A 15,386-nucleotide genomic window follows, 5' to 3' on the forward strand; every position below is an offset into this window, starting at 1 on the left:
CGTTTATTCTGCATCACAATGAGGTATTTATCTGCGCCTCATGATCTGTTTATGATTTATTTACCAGCTTCTCACCCGGAGAATTTCTATGTCCATGTTGCATGAATTTAAAACCTTTATCAGCCGCGGCAACGTCGTTGATCTGGCTGTCGGCGTCATCATTGGTGCTGCCTTTGGCAAAATCGTTGATTCCCTGGTAGGCGATATCGTCATGCCTGTCATTGGCCGCATCGTTGGCGGACTGGACTTTTCAAATTACTACATACCGCTGAATGGCCAGGGCACGCACCTGGTGCTGGCGGAAGCCAAAAAAGCTGGCGGCGTTATCGCTTATGGTAATTTTGTGACGGTCAGCGTAGGTTTCGTTATCCTGGCGTTTGTGATTTTCCAGATGGTCAAACTGGTCAATGCCCTCAAAAAGGCAGAACCGGCACCGGAACCTGCGCCAGAAGTCACACCTGAAGATGTGTTGCTGTTGCGCGAGATCAGGGACGCTTTAAGGAAGTGATGCTATGTATCGCCCCAAAACCAGATGTTCTGGTGGGGTCAAAACAAATTGTCATGATCTGAAAGTGTGAGGGATTTCCCGCGTAAATTCATTTTTGGCTCATCACCAGAGACCCATCCCCTCCCTACCCCTCCCCTTGAAGGGGAGGGAAATTCTGGCCTCACACCGGATTATCAATATCCACAAAGCTGTGCTGCACCCCAAACGTGTCAGCAACGAATGCCCCCAGGCTCTGCACCCCAAAACGCTCGGTCGCATGATGGCCGCAGGCGATGTAGGCCACACCTGATTCGCGTGCCAGGTGTACCGTAGGCTCGGATATTTCTCCACTCAGGTAAACCGTGGCACCGGCAGTGATTGCCTGATCGAGCATGTTCTGGGCGGCACCTGTGCACCAGGCGACGCGTCCTACAGGCGCTGCCGGATCACCGATCAGCAGGGGCTTGCGGCCCAGCTTGAGTTCTATATGCAGGGCCAGGTCAGCGAGGGTGGCGATAGCTTTGTCTTCCAGTGTCCCCATCCAGGCCAGATCGTTTTCTCCAAAGCGCCCGTCAGCAACCAGTCCCAGGCGGCGCGCCAGGCCTATGTTATTGCCCAGTTCTGCATGGTTATCCAGCGGCAGATGATAGGCGAACAGGGAAATATCATTTTCCAGCAAGAGTTTCAGGCGGCGCTGCTTTTGCCCTATGACGCGCATGTCTTCACCGCGCCAGAAATAACCATGGTGCACAAGGATGGCATCTGCCTGCAATTCCACGGCTTTTTCCAATAATGCTAAACTGGCAGTCACACCGCTGACTATATGTTTAATGGTGTTACGCCCTTCCACCTGTACGCCGTTTGGGCAATAATCACGAAAATAATTGACTTGCAATTCTTTTGCCAGGAATTGCGCTAATTCGTCCCGATTCACTGATTTCATACTGATTCTCACTATGCGTCGTCTTTGGTTATTGTTTGCCCAAACTGTCACTGTCGGTCTGGCGCTCTGGTTCATTGTAACCACCTTGAAACCCGACTGGGTAAAAGCTGGCTATAACAGCAGACAAACCCAGACCCTGAATGCCGGTGCCATCGTCAAGGAAGCGCCTGCCAACAGCGTCCCCGCGCAAAGCTCGTATGGCGCTGCTGCGAAGCGGGCCATGCCCTCGGTGGTGAATATCTTCACCTCGAAAGAAGTACGTCAGCGCCGCAATCCACTGTTGAATGACCCCTTCCTCAGACGTTTCTTTGGCGACCAGCAAAACCCGCAGGCCGAGCGCCTGTCCAGCCTGGGCTCGGGCGTCATTGTCAGCCCTGAAGGTTACATCCTGACGAATAACCATGTGGTGGAAGCAGCCGACGATATTGAAGTTGCCCTCGCGGATGGCCGCAAGGCCAGTGCCAAGATAGTCGGCACCGACCCGGAAACTGATCTGGCCGTCATCAAGATCAATTTGCCGGACTTGCCTGCGATTACCCTGGGCCGCTCTGACACGGCCAGTGTAGGCGATGTAGTGCTCGCGATTGGCAATCCTTTTGGCGTCGGCCAGACCGTGACCATGGGCATTATCTCTGCGCTGGGGCGCAATAACCTGACTGACAATGCCTTTGAAAACTTTATCCAGACAGATGCGGCCGTTAACCCTGGCAACTCTGGTGGCGCACTGGTGGATGTGAATGGCAATTTGCTTGGCGTGAATACAGCAATTTACTCACAGACCGGCGGTTCGGTAGGCATAGGCTTTGCGATACCGGCAAGCACGGTCAAGCAGGTCATGGAATCCATCATCACCAATGGCCACGTCGTGCGCGGCTGGATAGGTGTGGAACCGCAGGACATCACGCCTGAGCTGGCCGACAGCTTTGGTCTGAAACAGAAATCCGGTGCCATCATCGCTGGTGTCATACGCGGCGGCCCGGCTGACAAGGCAGGCATGAAGCCTGGCGACATCCTGATTGCGATTGAAGGCAAGCCAGTCGGCAACACCACCCAGATGCTGAACCTAGTGGCACAGCTGAAGCCTGGCAACAAAGCCAAAGTCACGGTTTTGCGTGACACCAAGGAACCAACACTGGAAATCCTGATAGGCAAGCGCCCATCAGCCCGTAAAGAAGAACCAAGGGAATAAATACCCATGCATTTGATCGACCTGCAAGCTTACTTATCCGAACTGGGCGACAACAATAACCGTGCCTGGTTTGTCATGAACAAACCGCGCTATGACATTTTGCGTGCAGAATTTTTACAACTGGTGACTGAACTGATCACTGAGATCAGCAAGTTTGATCCTGCCATCCTGGGGCTGGAACCGAAAAAAGCCTTGTTCCGCATCAACCGCGACGTCCGTTTTGCGCATGACAAATCGCCTTACAAGACCACCTTCTCGTCTTCCATCGTCCCTAGCGGGCGCAAGAAACCCAGTGAAGGTGGCGGGCCCGCTTATTATTTCCAGATGGATGGTACTGGCCGTCTGTTCTATGCGGTCGGTGAATACATGCCACCGTCAGACCGCCTGAAGGCGATACGCACTCACATCGTCGCTGACCCTGATGGCTTTGCCAAGGTCTTGAAGGACAAGAAACTGAAAGCCCAGTTTGGTACCCTGCAGGAAGAAGGCAAGCTGCAACGGCCGCCCAAGGGCTTTGATGCCGACCTGCCGCATATAGAGCAGATCAAGCTGAAGAACTTCATGGTGTGGACTGAATGCCCGCTCAAGGGCATGGATACAGATGAATTGAAAACCACCCTGCTGACCGCTTACAAGAGCGCGATGCCGCTGGTAAGCTGGCTCAGGTCAGCTCCCGTTTGATTCTGTCGAGTCAGGTGCCTGGGTTGCCCGTACAAACATGGGGGCAACCAGCAAACCCAGCTCATACAATATCCACATGGGCACAGCCAGAGAAAACTGGCTGACAATGTCAGGTGGCGTCACGATGGCTGCAATCACAAAGGCACCGACGATTACATAAGGGCGTATGGCCTTGAGCTTATCCAGCGGCACCAGGCCCATACGTACCAGCACCACCACAACTACCGGTACTTCAAAGGTCACGCCAAAAGCGAGACACATGGACATGATGAAATCCAGATAGTTTTCTATGTCAGGTGAAACATTGATGGACGCCGGGGCAAATTCATTGATGAATTTGAAGACGCGGCCAAAAACCAGAAAATAACAAAACGCCACACCGCACAGAAAGAGCACGGAAGAGGAAATCACCAGCGGTGCGACCAGACGCTTTTCATGGGTATACAGGCCAGGTGCAACAAAGGCCCACACCTGATACAAAATCCATGGCAAGGCCACCATGAATGCCAGCAACAAGGTCACCTTCATCGGCACCAGAAAAGGTGAAATAACGCCCGTCGCGATCATTTTCGAGCCGGCAGGCAAAGACGCCAGCATGGGTTGTGCCAGAAAATCATAAATCGCTGAGGGCCCTGGCCACAGCATCAGGATGCCGCAGGTGATGGCCAGACCATACATGGACTTGACCAGCCTGTCACGCAACTCAACCAGGTGCGAGATGAAACTTTCTTCGGGAGCCTGTTCCGTGTGATCGCTCATGCGAATACCACCAGATTATAAAAACGCAATGACATAAGCGAAAATTAAAAGAAACTACCGCCAGAACGGGGATAGGCGCGGTGACGCGCCATTCTCGCCGACCCGGAGATAATGTGCTGGCGCTGGCCATGGCGGTTTTTATACCAGGCAGGCAAGGCCGAAGTACGAGCGAGTTTTTTACGGCGGAAGCTTTTTGCCTTGACCGCCAATTGCTCAGGCGTGGCTGTATGCAACATGGCTGTTTCAGTTTCCTGCCCCAGGTTGCGCAATTCCTGTTCAGTCTCTGACCAGGTCTGGTGTATGGATTGCTCTACATTCTGGGCGGCATCCTGTACATCTTTTTGCATCTTGCGCAATTCTTCGAGCTCGATTTCGCGGCTGACTTCAGACTTGACGTCATTGATGTAACGTTGCGCACGTCCCAGCAAAGTGCCAGCCATTCTTGCCACCTTGGGCAATTTTTCAGGGCCGATGACGATCAGAGCAACCACGCCTATCAAGGCGAGCTTGCTGATTCCCAGGTCTATCATGGGTAAAACCTACATAAAAAATCCAGATTACCGGTAAAGAATGCGATCACAGTTTGGATTTTTCTTTGGCTTCTACATCTATCGTGCTTTTGTCGGCAACTTGCTGTGAGCCAGCCTTGTCTTCTTCACCTTTGAGGCCATCTTTGAAACCCTTAACAGCTTTACCCAGATCAGGGCCAATATTGGCGATCTTTTTTGTACCAAACACAACAACAACGATAGCCAGCACTACCAGCCAATGCCAAATACTGAATGAACCCATGATGTACTCCTTATGAGAGTCTTGCTCTCGAAAAATATGAATAGAAACCCGCGATTATCAAACCCAGCCATATCACAGTGTCAGCTCAACGTCTGTTCACTGTCGGTCATCTGGTAGATCAGCGTTGTCCGCGCCAAGGCTTGGGGCCACCTATCACATGCATATGCAGATGATACACCTCTTGCCCACCATCCGGTCCGGTGTTGATGAGGGTTTTGTAACCGCCTGTCAGACTACCATCCGTCCCAAGCACAGGAGCACAACCCTGCTCTTGTGCCAGCTTTGGTGCAAGGGCAAGCATTTTCCCCAATACGGCAGTATGTTCTGGCTGTACCGACGATAAAGTATCAATATGTACTTTGGGAATGATCAACAGGTGCACTGGGGCAGCCGGGTTGATATCTTTAAATACCAGCAATTCTTCATCTTCATAGACGCTGGCAGAAGGAATTTGTTTTGCAGCAATCTTACAAAAAATACAGTTATCCACGTTTTATCCGTTCTTTTCAACAAGACGCATGATGTCAAATGATGGCCTCACGCATCCTTGCGTGCTGCCTTTTCTTCAATACCAGAAATACCTTCGCGCCTTGCCAGCTCGTCCAGCACCTGCTGAGGGCTGAGATCATACTGGGCTAACATGACAAGCGAATGAAACCACAAGTCGGCGCATTCATATAAAAGCTTGCTGGCATCACCTGAGACTCGTGCATCCTTGGCAGCCATGACGGTTTCGGTTGCTTCTTCGCCTATCTTTTTCAAGATGGCATCGTCACCCTTGGAAAACAGGCGGGCGACATAGGATTTGTCCGGGTCACCGCCATTGGCCAGCTTACGGCTTTCTATGATCTCTGCCAGACGCTGCAAAGTCTGCTCCTGGGACACACTCATGACAATATACTCATTTGTAAATACTTTCCGGGTCCTTCAAGACTGGATCAACTGCCTGCCAGTCGCCGTCATTGAGGCTGCCCTCAAACTTCTGGAAGAAACAGGAATGGCGGCCAGTGTGACAGGCAATGCTGTCAATCTGCTCTATCTTCAGCAAAACCACGTCTTCGTCGCAATCGATGCGGATTTCCTTGACCTTCTGGATATGGCCCGACTCTTCGCCTTTGTGCCAGAGCTTCTTGCGTGAACGACTCCAGTAAACTGCTTCACCCAGCTCTACCGTTTTGGAGAGGGCATCGCGGTTCATCCAGGCAAACATCAGAATATCGTTGCTGCTGGCCTCTTGTGCGATGACAGGTACCAGGCCGTTTTCGTCCCATTTGACCTTGTTCAACCATTTTGCCGCGCTCATGACAACCTCATCGGTATATGTTGTGCTGCCATAAATTGCTTTGCTTCACCGACCGTATGTTGCCCGTAATGGAAGATGCTGGCAGCCAGTACCGCATCGGCACCACCAACTTTGATGCCATCAGCCAGGTCTTGCAAGCCACCGACACCGCCGGAGGCAATGACGGGTATAGGCACCGCATCCGACACTGCACGGGTCAGACCGAGGTCAAAACCGGAACGCGTGCCATCCTTATCCATGCTGGTCAGCAAGATTTCACCTGCCCCCAGTTTTGCCATGTGCATGGCCCACTCAACAGCATCCAGGCCGGTGGCATTGCGGCCACCGTGGGTAAATACTTCCCATTTGCCTGGCCCCACATTCTTGGCATCAATCGCCACGACTATGCATTGCGAGCCATACTTGTGTGCAGCATCGGCCACCAGTTGCGGGTTGGTCACGGCAGAAGTGTTGATACCGACCTTGTCCGCACCGGCATTGAGCAGACGGCGTACATCAGCCACCGTGCGCACACCGCCACCGACAGTGAGCGGGATGAACACTTGCGAAGCCACGGCTTCAATGATCGGCAAAATCAGGTCACGGCCATCGGAAGACGCAGTGATATCGAGAAAAGTAATCTCATCTGCGCCCTGCCCGTCATAACGGCGGGCGATTTCTACCGGGTCACCGGCATCGCGCAGTTCCTGGAAATTAATGCCCTTGACGACACGACCAGCGGTCACATCCAGACAAGGGATAATACGTTTGGCTAAGCTCATTCAGTTTCTTCTTCATCGTCGAATTCACCGCTGAGTTCATCAGCACGGTCTTGTGCCGATGACAGGTCCAGCGTGCCTTCGTAAATCGAACGGCCACAGATGACGCCTTCTATACCCTCGTCCTGTACAGCGCACAGGGCTTCGACGTCAGCCAGTACATGCACGCCACCAGAGGCGATGACGGGGATGCTGACGGCCTGCGCCAGCTTGACCGTGGCTTCAATATTGACGCCACCCATCATGCCGTCACGGCCTATGTCGGTATAGACAATGGCTTCGACGCCATAGTCTTCAAATTTCTTGGCGAGATCAATCACCTCATGACCAGATAATTTGCTCCAGCCATCAGTGGCGACCTTGCCATCCTTGGCATCGATGCCAACGATGATCTGGCCGGGAAAGGCGCTACAGGCATCTGCCAGGAAACCGGGGTTCTTGACCGCAGCGGTACCTATGATGATGTAGGACAGGCCATCGTCGAGATAGCGTTCTATGGTATCGAGATCACGGATACCGCCGCCGAGCTGCACGGGGATTTCTTCGGTATCGGTTTCTTCTGCGTAATCGCGCACCGCCTGTATGATGGCTTTGACAGCCGCCTCGTTCTTGGGCTTGCCGGCAAAAGCACCGTTCAAATCCACCAGATGCAGACGACGCGCACCCTGGCGTAGCCAATGGCGCGCCATTTCGGCCGGGTCTTCAGAGAATACGGTAGCCTGGTCCATGTCACCTTGTTTAAGGCGTACGCAGTGGCCATCTTTCAGGTCTATAGCAGGAATGAGCAGCATGATATGAAAAAAAGTAGGAACGTCAATGTGGCAATAAGAAAAGACAATACCAGTAAAAAATCAGTGTAAAAAATTTACCTCAAACACCTGGTTCGTACGCTTACGGTTTCCAGTGTACAAAATTCTTATACAGTTGCAAGCCAGCCGTTGCGCTCTTTTCAGGGTGGAACTGGGTGGCGAAAATATTGTCACGCGCTACGGCACAGGCAAACAGGCTGCCGTAATCCGTCATGCCGACTGCGTGTTGCGCATTTGCGGGCTTGGCATAATAGCTGTGCACAAAATAAAAATAGGCTTCATCAGCAATATCTTGCCATAAAGCATGTGACTGCGATTGATGTACGCGGTTCCAGCCCATTTGTGGCACTTTGTAACGCGAGCCATCTGCCTGCAGTTGCCCATCCAGTGCAAAACGCACTACCTTGCCGGGCAAGAGCCCCAGGCCAGGCGTATCACCTTCCTCACTGACATCGAACAACATTTGTTCACCGACACAGACACCAAAAAGGGGTTTGTTGCGGGCGGCTTCCAGCAAGGCATCTTGCAGGCCTGATTCACGCAGGCAGCTCATGCAGTCAGGCATGGCGCCCTGACCTGGCAAAACGATACGGTCTGCGCTGCGGATATCGGCAACTTCACCCGAGATCAGTACGTTGGCCTCTGGGGCGACGGCACGCAGGGCTTGCGCTACCGAGCGCAAATTACCCATGCCATAATCTACTACTACAATTTTATTCATAATGAATCACCAGCAAACTGGTATCTCTTGTCTGCAATCTGCATTGCGATCAAAGGCTGCCTTTGGTCGAGGGTATGGTTCCTGCCGCGCGCACATCGAGCTCGGTTGCCATGCGCAGGGCGCGGCCAAAGGCCTTGAATACCGTTTCACATTGATGATGGGAATTATCGCCGCGCAAGTTGTCGATATGCAAGGTCACCAGTGCATGATTGACAAAGCCCTGGAAAAACTCACGGGTCAGATCAACATCAAAATTGCCTATCATGGCGCGGGTAAAGGGAATATGGTATTCCAGGCCTGGGCGGCCAGAAAAATCGATGACCACGCGTGACAATGCCTCATCCAGGGGCACATAGGCGTGACCATAACGGCGTATGCCTTTTTTATCGCCTATCGCCTTGGCAAATGCCTGGCCCAGGGTAATACCAACGTCTTCTACCGTGTGATGGGCATCAATATGCAGGTCGCCAACAGCTTCTATGTCGAGATCAATCAAGCCATGACGGGCAATCTGATCCAGCATGTGATCCAGGAAAGGGACGCCGGTATTGAGTTTTTGCTGGCCTGTGCCATCAAGATTGATGGCAACACGGATTTGTGTTTCATTGGTATTGCGGGTAACCGCCGCAATGCGTTCTATGGGCTTATTCATTTTGATGATAAAGATGCTGCCAGGGCAGCAAGAAAAAGAGCATTTTCTTCCCGGGTACTGACTGTAATGCGCAGACAGTCACCCAGCAGATTATGCATTTTACCTACATTTTTGACTAAAATTTTTTGTTCGCGTAATTTCACAAAGACTTGTTCGGCATTCGCAACACGTATCAGCACAAAATTGGCAGCCGAGGGAAAGACTTGCACACCTGGCAAGCTTGCCATGGCAGCCATTAATTCAGTACGTTGCTGGCGCAATTCTGCTGCTTGCGCATCCAGTATTTCTACCCTGCTCAGCACAAATTCTGCCGCTGCCTGCGTCAGTACATTGATGTTGTAAGGCGGGCGCACTTTTTCAAATTCATGCATCAGGGCATTATTGCCTGCCATATAACCAAGACGTATGCCTGCCAGGCCCAGCTTGGAGACGGTGCGCATGACGACCAGATTATCAAACTCTGCCAGACGTGACATGAAGCTGGTCTGAGCAAAGGGCTGATAGGCTTCATCGACGATGACGATGCCATCCTCGCCAACCGCCTGCAAAATGGCGACCATATCGTCAGCATCGTAGAGCGTGCCGGTAGGATTGTTGGGGTAAGCCAGATAAGTAATGGCTGGTTGATGCTCAGCAATAGCTGCCAGCATGGCTGCCTTGTTCAGCGTGAAATCCGGGTTCAGGTCGACACCAACAAATTCCAGCCCGGCAAACAGGGCGGACATCGCATACATGACAAAGCCGGGTACGGGTGCGAGCACCTTGGCACCGGGTTTGGCGCAGGCGATGGACACCATGCTGATGAGTTCATCCGAGCCATTGCCCAATACGATGTCATGTCCAGCAGGCACGCCCAGCTTTTCGGCAATCAATTGCTTGAGGCTGGCATAGGCTGGTTGTGGATAGCGGTTCAGTGCCACGCCTGCCAGATGCTTGGCCAGTTCCTGCTGCATATCAGGCGGTAGCAGGTAAGGGTTTTCCATTGCATCCAGCTTCACAAAACCGCTGGCGTCCGGCACGTGATAGGCGGACAGGCTGGCGATTTCAGGGCGTATCAGTTTGGTGATGCTCAATTCTTTACTCCATGTTCAGGCTTGTGTACTGTAACAGTGAAAATCGCTCAGACAACGGCTAGACACAAATCAGGCAGGAAGTACTTCCGTGTCTATGGAGGCCAGGCGATTTTCTATCATTGCGCAATAGTCGGGATTTAATTCAAATCCGACAAAATCACGCCCGCAACGTTTGGCAGCTACGGCAGTGGTGCCGCTGCCCATGAAGGGATCGAGTACCACGCCGCCGGGTGGGCAGGAAGCCTTGATCATGCGCTCGATGATTTCGAGCGGTTTTTGGGTAGGATGTTCTTCGCGTTCGGCATGTTCTCTATGCAGGCGCGAGACACTCCAGACATCCTTGGGATTGAATCCCAGTTCCAGCCACTTCGCACCCTCAAAAATCTTGCGGCTGCGGGCTTTCTTGGTGGCTGCATCATACGGGATACGTATTGCATCCAGGTCAAAATAATAATCTTTGGCTTTGACGAAAAAGCCTATGGTGTCATGCACCGATGAATATTTTCTTACCGTACCGCCCATGGACGGCACGCGCCTGTCCCAGATGATTTCATTCATCATGCTCATGCGCTGCTTGAGCATCACAAAGACTTCAGGCGAATAACGCCAGGTCAGGAAGATATACAGACTGCCATTGGCTTTCAGCTTGGGCAGGGCCAGGTCTATCCACTGCGCCATCCATTCCAGGTAGGCAGCCGACTCCATCTTGTCGGACTCATTGCCATAATCCTTGCCCAGACCATACGGTGGGTCGGCCAGCAATAAGTCTACGCTGGCATCAGGCAGCCGCGCCAGGCCTTGCAGCGCATCTTCACAAAAAACCTGGTTACGCCATTCGGCCATCATATGCAGGTATAGGTATTCATGGCAGACAGCAATTTTGCTTTCATGACTTGAGCCGCAATTCTGCACTGCGTGCATGCGCCTGCAAGCCTTCGCCATAGGCCAGTTCAGCAGCAACTTTACCGAGTGTTTGCGCGCCCTGCTCACTGACGAAAATCATCGATGAACGTTTCTGGAAATCATACACACCCAGTGGTGAAGAAAAACGTGCCGTGCGTGAAGTTGGCAAGACATGGTTGGGCCCAGCGCAATAATCACCGAGGGATTCAGATGAATAGCGACCGAGGAACATGGCACCGGCATGACGTATCTTGTCTGCCCATTGCTGAGGGTTTTCTGCGGAAATTTCCAGATGTTCAGCCGCGATGCTGTTGGCGATTTCGCAGGCTTCATCCATATCGCGCACCTTGATCAGTGCACCGCGATTGGCCAGTGAAGTGCGTATCACTTCATGCCTGGGCATGTCAGGCAACAGCTTGATGATGCTGGCTTGTACGGCTTCTATATAGGCTTCATCCGGGCACAATAAAATCGATTGCGCCAGCTCATCATGTTCAGCCTGCGAGAACAAATCCATCGCGACCCAGTCAGGATCAGTCGTGCCATCGCACAACACCAGAATCTCAGAAGGACCGGCAATCATGTCTATGCCAACCACGCCAAACACACGGCGCTTGGCAGCAGCCACATAGGCATTGCCGGGGCCTACGATTTTATCAACGGGCGGTATCGTTGCCGTACCATAGGCCAGGGCACCGACCGCCTGCGCGCCACCTATCGTAAACACGCGGTCAACACCAGCGATTGCTGCAGCCGCCAACACCAAAGGATTTTTTACGCCGTCTGGTGTAGGTACCACCATGATGATTTCTTTGACGCCCGCCACCTTGGCCGGTATCGCATTCATCAATACCGACGATGGATAAGCTGCCTTGCCACCGGGTACATAAATACCAACGCGGTCCAGCGGCGTGACTTTTTGCCCTAGTACGGTGCCATCTGCCTCGGTATAGCTAAAGCCAGCCGAACCACATTCGGTCTTTTGCACTTCATGATAGGCGCGTACGCGTGCTGCTGCCGTTTCCAGCGCAGTGCGGCGCTCAATATTCAATGACGCCAGTGCGGCCTGCATTTCTTCCTGCGTCAACTCCAGCGCGGCAACGCTGCTGGCATTGAGGCGGTCAAAACGATTGGTCGCTTCCAGCACGGCGGTGTCACCACTGGTTTTGACGCTGGCCAAAATCTGCGCAGCGGCGCGGTCTATCGCTTCATCTTCACTCGCTTCAAAAGCCAGTAGTGAAGTCAGTTTCCTGGAAAAATCTGCATCGGTCGTATCAAGCCGGGTAATCAGGGATGCCATGCTGTTCTCTTGGTCAATTATGCATTTGCCTTGGAGGCACGATCAAATGCTTCCAATATGGGTTGCAGACGTTCACGCTTCAATTTCAGTGCCGCCTGGTTAACTACCAAGCGCGAAGAAATTTCCATGATGTGCTCCACTTCCACCAGATTATTCGCACGCAGGGTGCTACCGGTACTGACCAGATCGACAATCGCATCTGACAAACCAACCAGTGGCGCCAGCTCCATCGAGCCATACAGCTTGATCAGATCAACGTGTACACCTTTGCTGGCAAAATGCTGGCGCGCTGTTTCGGTATACTTGGTAGCGACGCGCAGGCGTGCGCCCTGGCGCACGGCGTTTTCATAATCAAAACCCACGGACACCGCGACTGACATGCGGCATTTGGCAATGTTCAGATCGATAGGCTGGTACAGGCCAGCACCGCCATGCTCATGCAAGACATCCTTGCCCGCCACACCAAAATCGGCTGCACCATATTGCACATAAGTGGGTACGTCAGATGCACGGACGATAATGACGCGCACATCAGGGTCATTGGTCGCCAAAATCAGCTTGCGCGATTTCTCCGGATCTTCAGTGACGCGTATGCCAGCTGCTTCCAGCAAAGGCAGGGTTTCTTCAAAGATGCGGCCTTTGGACAAGGCCAGGGTCAGTTGCGAATTTACTGGGGCAGACATTATTTGACTCGCTGTATCTGTGCACCAACTGCGGAGAGTTTGACTTCCATACGGTCATAGCCACGGTCCAGATGGTAGATGCGGTCTATCAGGGTTTCACCCTCGGCCACCATGGCGGCAATCACCAGCGAGGCAGAGGCCCGCAAATCAGTCGCCATGACTGGTGCGCCTATGAGTTTATCGACACCATTGACGATGGCAGTGTGGCCGTCGATTTCTATTTTTGCGCCCAGGCGGTTCATTTCCTGTACATGCATGAAACGGTTTTCAAATATCGTTTCCGTGACACGGCTACTACCTTGTGCGATACAGTTCAATGCCATGAATTGCGCCTGCATGTCAGTCGGGAAGCCAGGATATTCAGTAGTGCGGAAACCGACAGCCTTGGGACGGCTGCTCATTTGCGCGCGTATCCAGTCCGGGCCCGTCGTCAGTATCACACCAGCGTCACGCAATTTATCAAGCGCGACATCAAGAATGTCACTGCGTGTGTTTTTCAAGGTAATGTCACCACCAGTAGCAGCTACTGCGCACAGGAAGGTTGCGGTTTCTATGCGGTCAGCGATGACAGTATGCGTTGCACCGTGCAGACTCTCTACACCCTGGATAACAAGGCGGTCTGTGCCTATGCCTTCAATCTTGGCACCCATGGCGACCAGCAGATTGGCCAGGTCAGTAACTTCTGGCTCACGCGCGGCATTTTCGAGTACGGTTTCACCTTCGGCCAGCGTCGCTGCCATCAACAGGTTTTCTGTACCGGTCACGGTAATCATGTCGGTGACTATGCGTGTGCCTTTGAGTTTCTTGGCCTTGGCATGGATGTAACCGGCTTCAATATTGATCTCGGCGCCCATCGCTTGCAAGCCCTTGATGTGCTGATCAACCGGGCGCGAACCTATCGCACAACCGCCTGGCAAAGATACTTTCGCTTCACCAAAACGTGCCAGCAAGGGACCGAGCACGAGTATCGATGCACGCATGGTTTTCACCAGGTCATACGGTGCTTCGAGCTTGTCTATGGCTGCACCATTGAGTACGGTCACACCGTTTTCCTGCGTGACTTGCAGGCCCATTTGACGCAGCAATTTCAGCATGGTGCTGACATCTTGTAGCGAAGGCACATTGTGCAATTCGACATTACCCGAAGTCAGCAAGCCTGCGCACAGGATAGGCAGCGCAGCATTTTTTGCGCCAGAAATCGTGATGTCACCATTCAGGCGGTTACCGCCTGTGATCAATAATTTATCCATTATGCAGCGTACTCTTCTGGCGTCAGGGTTTTCATGGAAAGGGCATGTATTTCTTCGCGCATGCGGTCACCGAGAACTGCGTAGACGATCTGGTGACGCTGTATCGGGCGCTTGCCAGCAAAGGCGGCAGAAACGATCACGGCATTAAAGTGCTGGCCGTCGCCTTCGACTTCCAGGTGAGTACATTCCAGACCGGCTGCAATGTAATTTTTAATTTGTTCGGGCGTAGGAAACACGGCTAACTCTCTTGATCAAAATGGTGAAGCAATTGTTGTACTGCGTATTGTTTTTTTACTTGATGCTGACTTACTCAGTGTCTCACTCAGTGCCTTAACTTGTATCCACGTTTCAACATCTGGATGGCAATCGTAGCCAGCAATAACGAGAACACGGTCACGATCATCAGGCTATGCAGGGGATCAACATCGGACTTGCCAAAGAAACCAAAGCGGAAGCCATCTATCATGTAGAAAAACGGATTGAAACGCGAAATACTTTGCCAGATGCCAGGCAGTGAATGGATGGAATAAAACACGCCTGACAGGAAAGTCGCAGGCATGATCAAAAAGTTTTGAAAAGCGGCGAGCTGGTCAAATTTCTCTGCCCAGATACCGGCAATCAAACCCATGGTACCCAGCATGGCAGCACCGAGGAAAGCAAAAATCGCTATCCACCAAGGCGCGACGAAATGCAGATCAGCAAACCAGGCCGTGACGATGAAGACACCCGCACCGACGGCAACACCACGCAAAATCGCTGCCAGTACATAGGCACTGAAAATTTCCCAGTGTGACAGCGGGGGCAAAAGGATGAAGACCAGGTTACCTGTAATCTTGGATTGGATCAGTGAAGAAGATGAATTCGCAAACGCATTTTGCAGGACACTCATCATGACCAGGCCAGGCACCAGGAAGGCCGTGTATTTGACGCCAGGATAAACCTGCACATGCTCTTCCAGCACATGGCCGAAAATCAGCAAGTACAGAATGGCTGTCATGATGGGCGCAGTGATGGTTTGCGTTGCCACTTTCCAGAAGCGCAAAACTTCTTTGTAGAACAGGGTATTAAAACCGGTCAAGCTAC

Annotated in this window: 21 protein-coding genes; 3 read left to right on the forward strand and 18 right to left on the reverse strand. The window is 52.4% G+C overall.

Translation table 11 applies throughout. From position 1 onward, the window contains the following. Positions 1-88 precede the first annotated feature (88 nt). Positions 89-508: a large conductance mechanosensitive channel protein MscL gene (gene mscL, locus UNDYM_RS24650; RefSeq protein WP_162043482.1), complete on the forward strand. Its 420-nt coding sequence runs from the start codon at positions 89-91 to the stop codon at positions 506-508. A gap of 160 nt (positions 509-668) precedes the next feature. On the opposite strand, the gene UNDYM_RS24655 is transcribed toward mscL, so the two are convergent. After that, the gene (locus tag UNDYM_RS24655) at positions 669-1,430 is read right to left on the reverse strand and encodes a Nif3-like dinuclear metal center hexameric protein (RefSeq protein ID WP_162043483.1); all 762 of its coding nucleotides are present in this window, start codon (positions 1,428-1,430) and stop codon (positions 669-671) included. A 13-nt stretch (positions 1,431-1,443) separates the two neighbouring features. Here UNDYM_RS24655 and UNDYM_RS24660 point away from each other — a divergent pair, with 13 nt between their 5' ends. Both UNDYM_RS24660 and UNDYM_RS24665 read left to right on the forward strand, forming a co-directional pair. Beyond that, positions 1,444-2,619 (forward strand): Do family serine endopeptidase, encoded by a 1,176-nt coding sequence (locus UNDYM_RS24660; RefSeq protein WP_162043484.1) that lies wholly within the window; start codon positions 1,444-1,446, stop codon positions 2,617-2,619. 6 nt (positions 2,620-2,625) lie between these two features. Further along, positions 2,626-3,300, forward strand: coding sequence for a DUF2461 domain-containing protein (locus tag UNDYM_RS24665; RefSeq protein WP_162043485.1), 675 nt, complete (start codon positions 2,626-2,628; stop codon positions 3,298-3,300). On the opposite strand, the gene tatC is transcribed toward UNDYM_RS24665, so the two are convergent. The 17 genes from tatC to UNDYM_RS24750 all read right to left on the reverse strand — a co-directional run bounded on the left by tatC (position 3,286) and on the right by UNDYM_RS24750 (position 15,381). Then, positions 3,286-4,059, reverse strand: a complete 774-nt coding sequence (gene tatC, locus UNDYM_RS24670) for a twin-arginine translocase subunit TatC (protein ID WP_162043486.1) — start codon at positions 4,057-4,059, stop codon at positions 3,286-3,288. The genes UNDYM_RS24665 and tatC overlap by 15 nt on opposite strands. A gap of 44 nt (positions 4,060-4,103) precedes the next feature. Then, positions 4,104-4,589: a Sec-independent protein translocase protein TatB gene (gene tatB, locus UNDYM_RS24675; RefSeq protein ID WP_162043487.1), complete on the reverse strand. Its 486-nt coding sequence runs from the start codon at positions 4,587-4,589 to the stop codon at positions 4,104-4,106. A gap of 46 nt (positions 4,590-4,635) precedes the next feature. Then, complete coding sequence (gene tatA / locus UNDYM_RS24680; RefSeq protein ID WP_162043488.1) at positions 4,636-4,851, reverse strand: Sec-independent protein translocase subunit TatA; 216 nt, start codon at positions 4,849-4,851, stop codon at positions 4,636-4,638. Between the two features lie 118 nt (positions 4,852-4,969). Beyond that, positions 4,970-5,341: a histidine triad nucleotide-binding protein gene (locus UNDYM_RS24685; protein ID WP_162043489.1), complete on the reverse strand. Its 372-nt coding sequence runs from the start codon at positions 5,339-5,341 to the stop codon at positions 4,970-4,972. Between the two features lie 47 nt (positions 5,342-5,388). Further along, positions 5,389-5,742, reverse strand: coding sequence for a phosphoribosyl-ATP diphosphatase (locus UNDYM_RS24690; protein ID WP_162043490.1), 354 nt, complete (start codon positions 5,740-5,742; stop codon positions 5,389-5,391). Between the two features lie 10 nt (positions 5,743-5,752). Continuing rightward, complete coding sequence (hisI, locus tag UNDYM_RS24695) at positions 5,753-6,154, reverse strand: phosphoribosyl-AMP cyclohydrolase (protein ID WP_162043491.1); 402 nt, start codon at positions 6,152-6,154, stop codon at positions 5,753-5,755. Then, positions 6,151-6,915 (reverse strand): imidazole glycerol phosphate synthase subunit HisF, encoded by a 765-nt coding sequence (gene hisF, locus UNDYM_RS24700; protein ID WP_162043492.1) that lies wholly within the window; start codon positions 6,913-6,915, stop codon positions 6,151-6,153. The genes hisI and hisF overlap by 4 nt, the downstream gene beginning before the upstream one ends. Beyond that, the gene (gene hisA, locus UNDYM_RS24705) at positions 6,912-7,703 is read right to left on the reverse strand and encodes a 1-(5-phosphoribosyl)-5-[(5-phosphoribosylamino)methylideneamino]imidazole-4-carboxamide isomerase (RefSeq protein WP_162043493.1); all 792 of its coding nucleotides are present in this window, start codon (positions 7,701-7,703) and stop codon (positions 6,912-6,914) included. The genes hisF and hisA overlap by 4 nt, the downstream gene beginning before the upstream one ends. A gap of 100 nt (positions 7,704-7,803) precedes the next feature. Then, complete coding sequence (gene hisH, locus UNDYM_RS24710) at positions 7,804-8,442, reverse strand: imidazole glycerol phosphate synthase subunit HisH (protein ID WP_162043494.1); 639 nt, start codon at positions 8,440-8,442, stop codon at positions 7,804-7,806. A 49-nt stretch (positions 8,443-8,491) separates the two neighbouring features. Then, positions 8,492-9,094, reverse strand: coding sequence for an imidazoleglycerol-phosphate dehydratase HisB (gene hisB, locus UNDYM_RS24715; RefSeq protein WP_162043495.1), 603 nt, complete (start codon positions 9,092-9,094; stop codon positions 8,492-8,494). Then, positions 9,091-10,167 carry a histidinol-phosphate transaminase gene (gene hisC, locus UNDYM_RS24720; protein ID WP_162043496.1) on the reverse strand — a complete coding sequence of 359 codons (1,077 nt, stop codon included), beginning with the start codon at positions 10,165-10,167 and terminating at the stop codon, positions 9,091-9,093. Before hisC ends, hisB begins: the two co-directional genes overlap by 4 nt. Before the next feature lie 69 nt (positions 10,168-10,236). Next, positions 10,237-11,010 carry a site-specific DNA-methyltransferase gene (locus tag UNDYM_RS24725; RefSeq protein ID WP_162043497.1) on the reverse strand — a complete coding sequence of 258 codons (774 nt, stop codon included), beginning with the start codon at positions 11,008-11,010 and terminating at the stop codon, positions 10,237-10,239. 43 nt (positions 11,011-11,053) lie between these two features. Beyond that, positions 11,054-12,370, reverse strand: a complete 1,317-nt coding sequence (gene hisD / locus UNDYM_RS24730) for a histidinol dehydrogenase (RefSeq protein ID WP_162043498.1) — start codon at positions 12,368-12,370, stop codon at positions 11,054-11,056. A gap of 17 nt (positions 12,371-12,387) precedes the next feature. Then, positions 12,388-13,053, reverse strand: coding sequence for an ATP phosphoribosyltransferase (gene hisG, locus UNDYM_RS24735; RefSeq protein WP_162043499.1), 666 nt, complete (start codon positions 13,051-13,053; stop codon positions 12,388-12,390). Further along, positions 13,053-14,303 (reverse strand): UDP-N-acetylglucosamine 1-carboxyvinyltransferase, encoded by a 1,251-nt coding sequence (murA, locus tag UNDYM_RS24740; protein WP_162043500.1) that lies wholly within the window; start codon positions 14,301-14,303, stop codon positions 13,053-13,055. Before murA ends, hisG begins: the two co-directional genes overlap by 1 nt. Next, positions 14,303-14,539, reverse strand: coding sequence for a BolA family protein (locus UNDYM_RS24745; RefSeq protein WP_162043501.1), 237 nt, complete (start codon positions 14,537-14,539; stop codon positions 14,303-14,305). The genes murA and UNDYM_RS24745 overlap by 1 nt, the downstream gene beginning before the upstream one ends. An 86-nt stretch (positions 14,540-14,625) precedes the next feature. Beyond that, complete coding sequence (locus UNDYM_RS24750) at positions 14,626-15,381, reverse strand: ABC transporter permease (RefSeq protein WP_370529150.1); 756 nt, start codon at positions 15,379-15,381, stop codon at positions 14,626-14,628. Between the last annotated feature and the right edge of the window lie 5 nt (positions 15,382-15,386).

The organism is Undibacterium sp. YM2 (assembly GCF_009937975.1).
Taxonomy (GTDB): domain Bacteria; phylum Pseudomonadota; class Gammaproteobacteria; order Burkholderiales; family Burkholderiaceae_D; genus Undibacterium.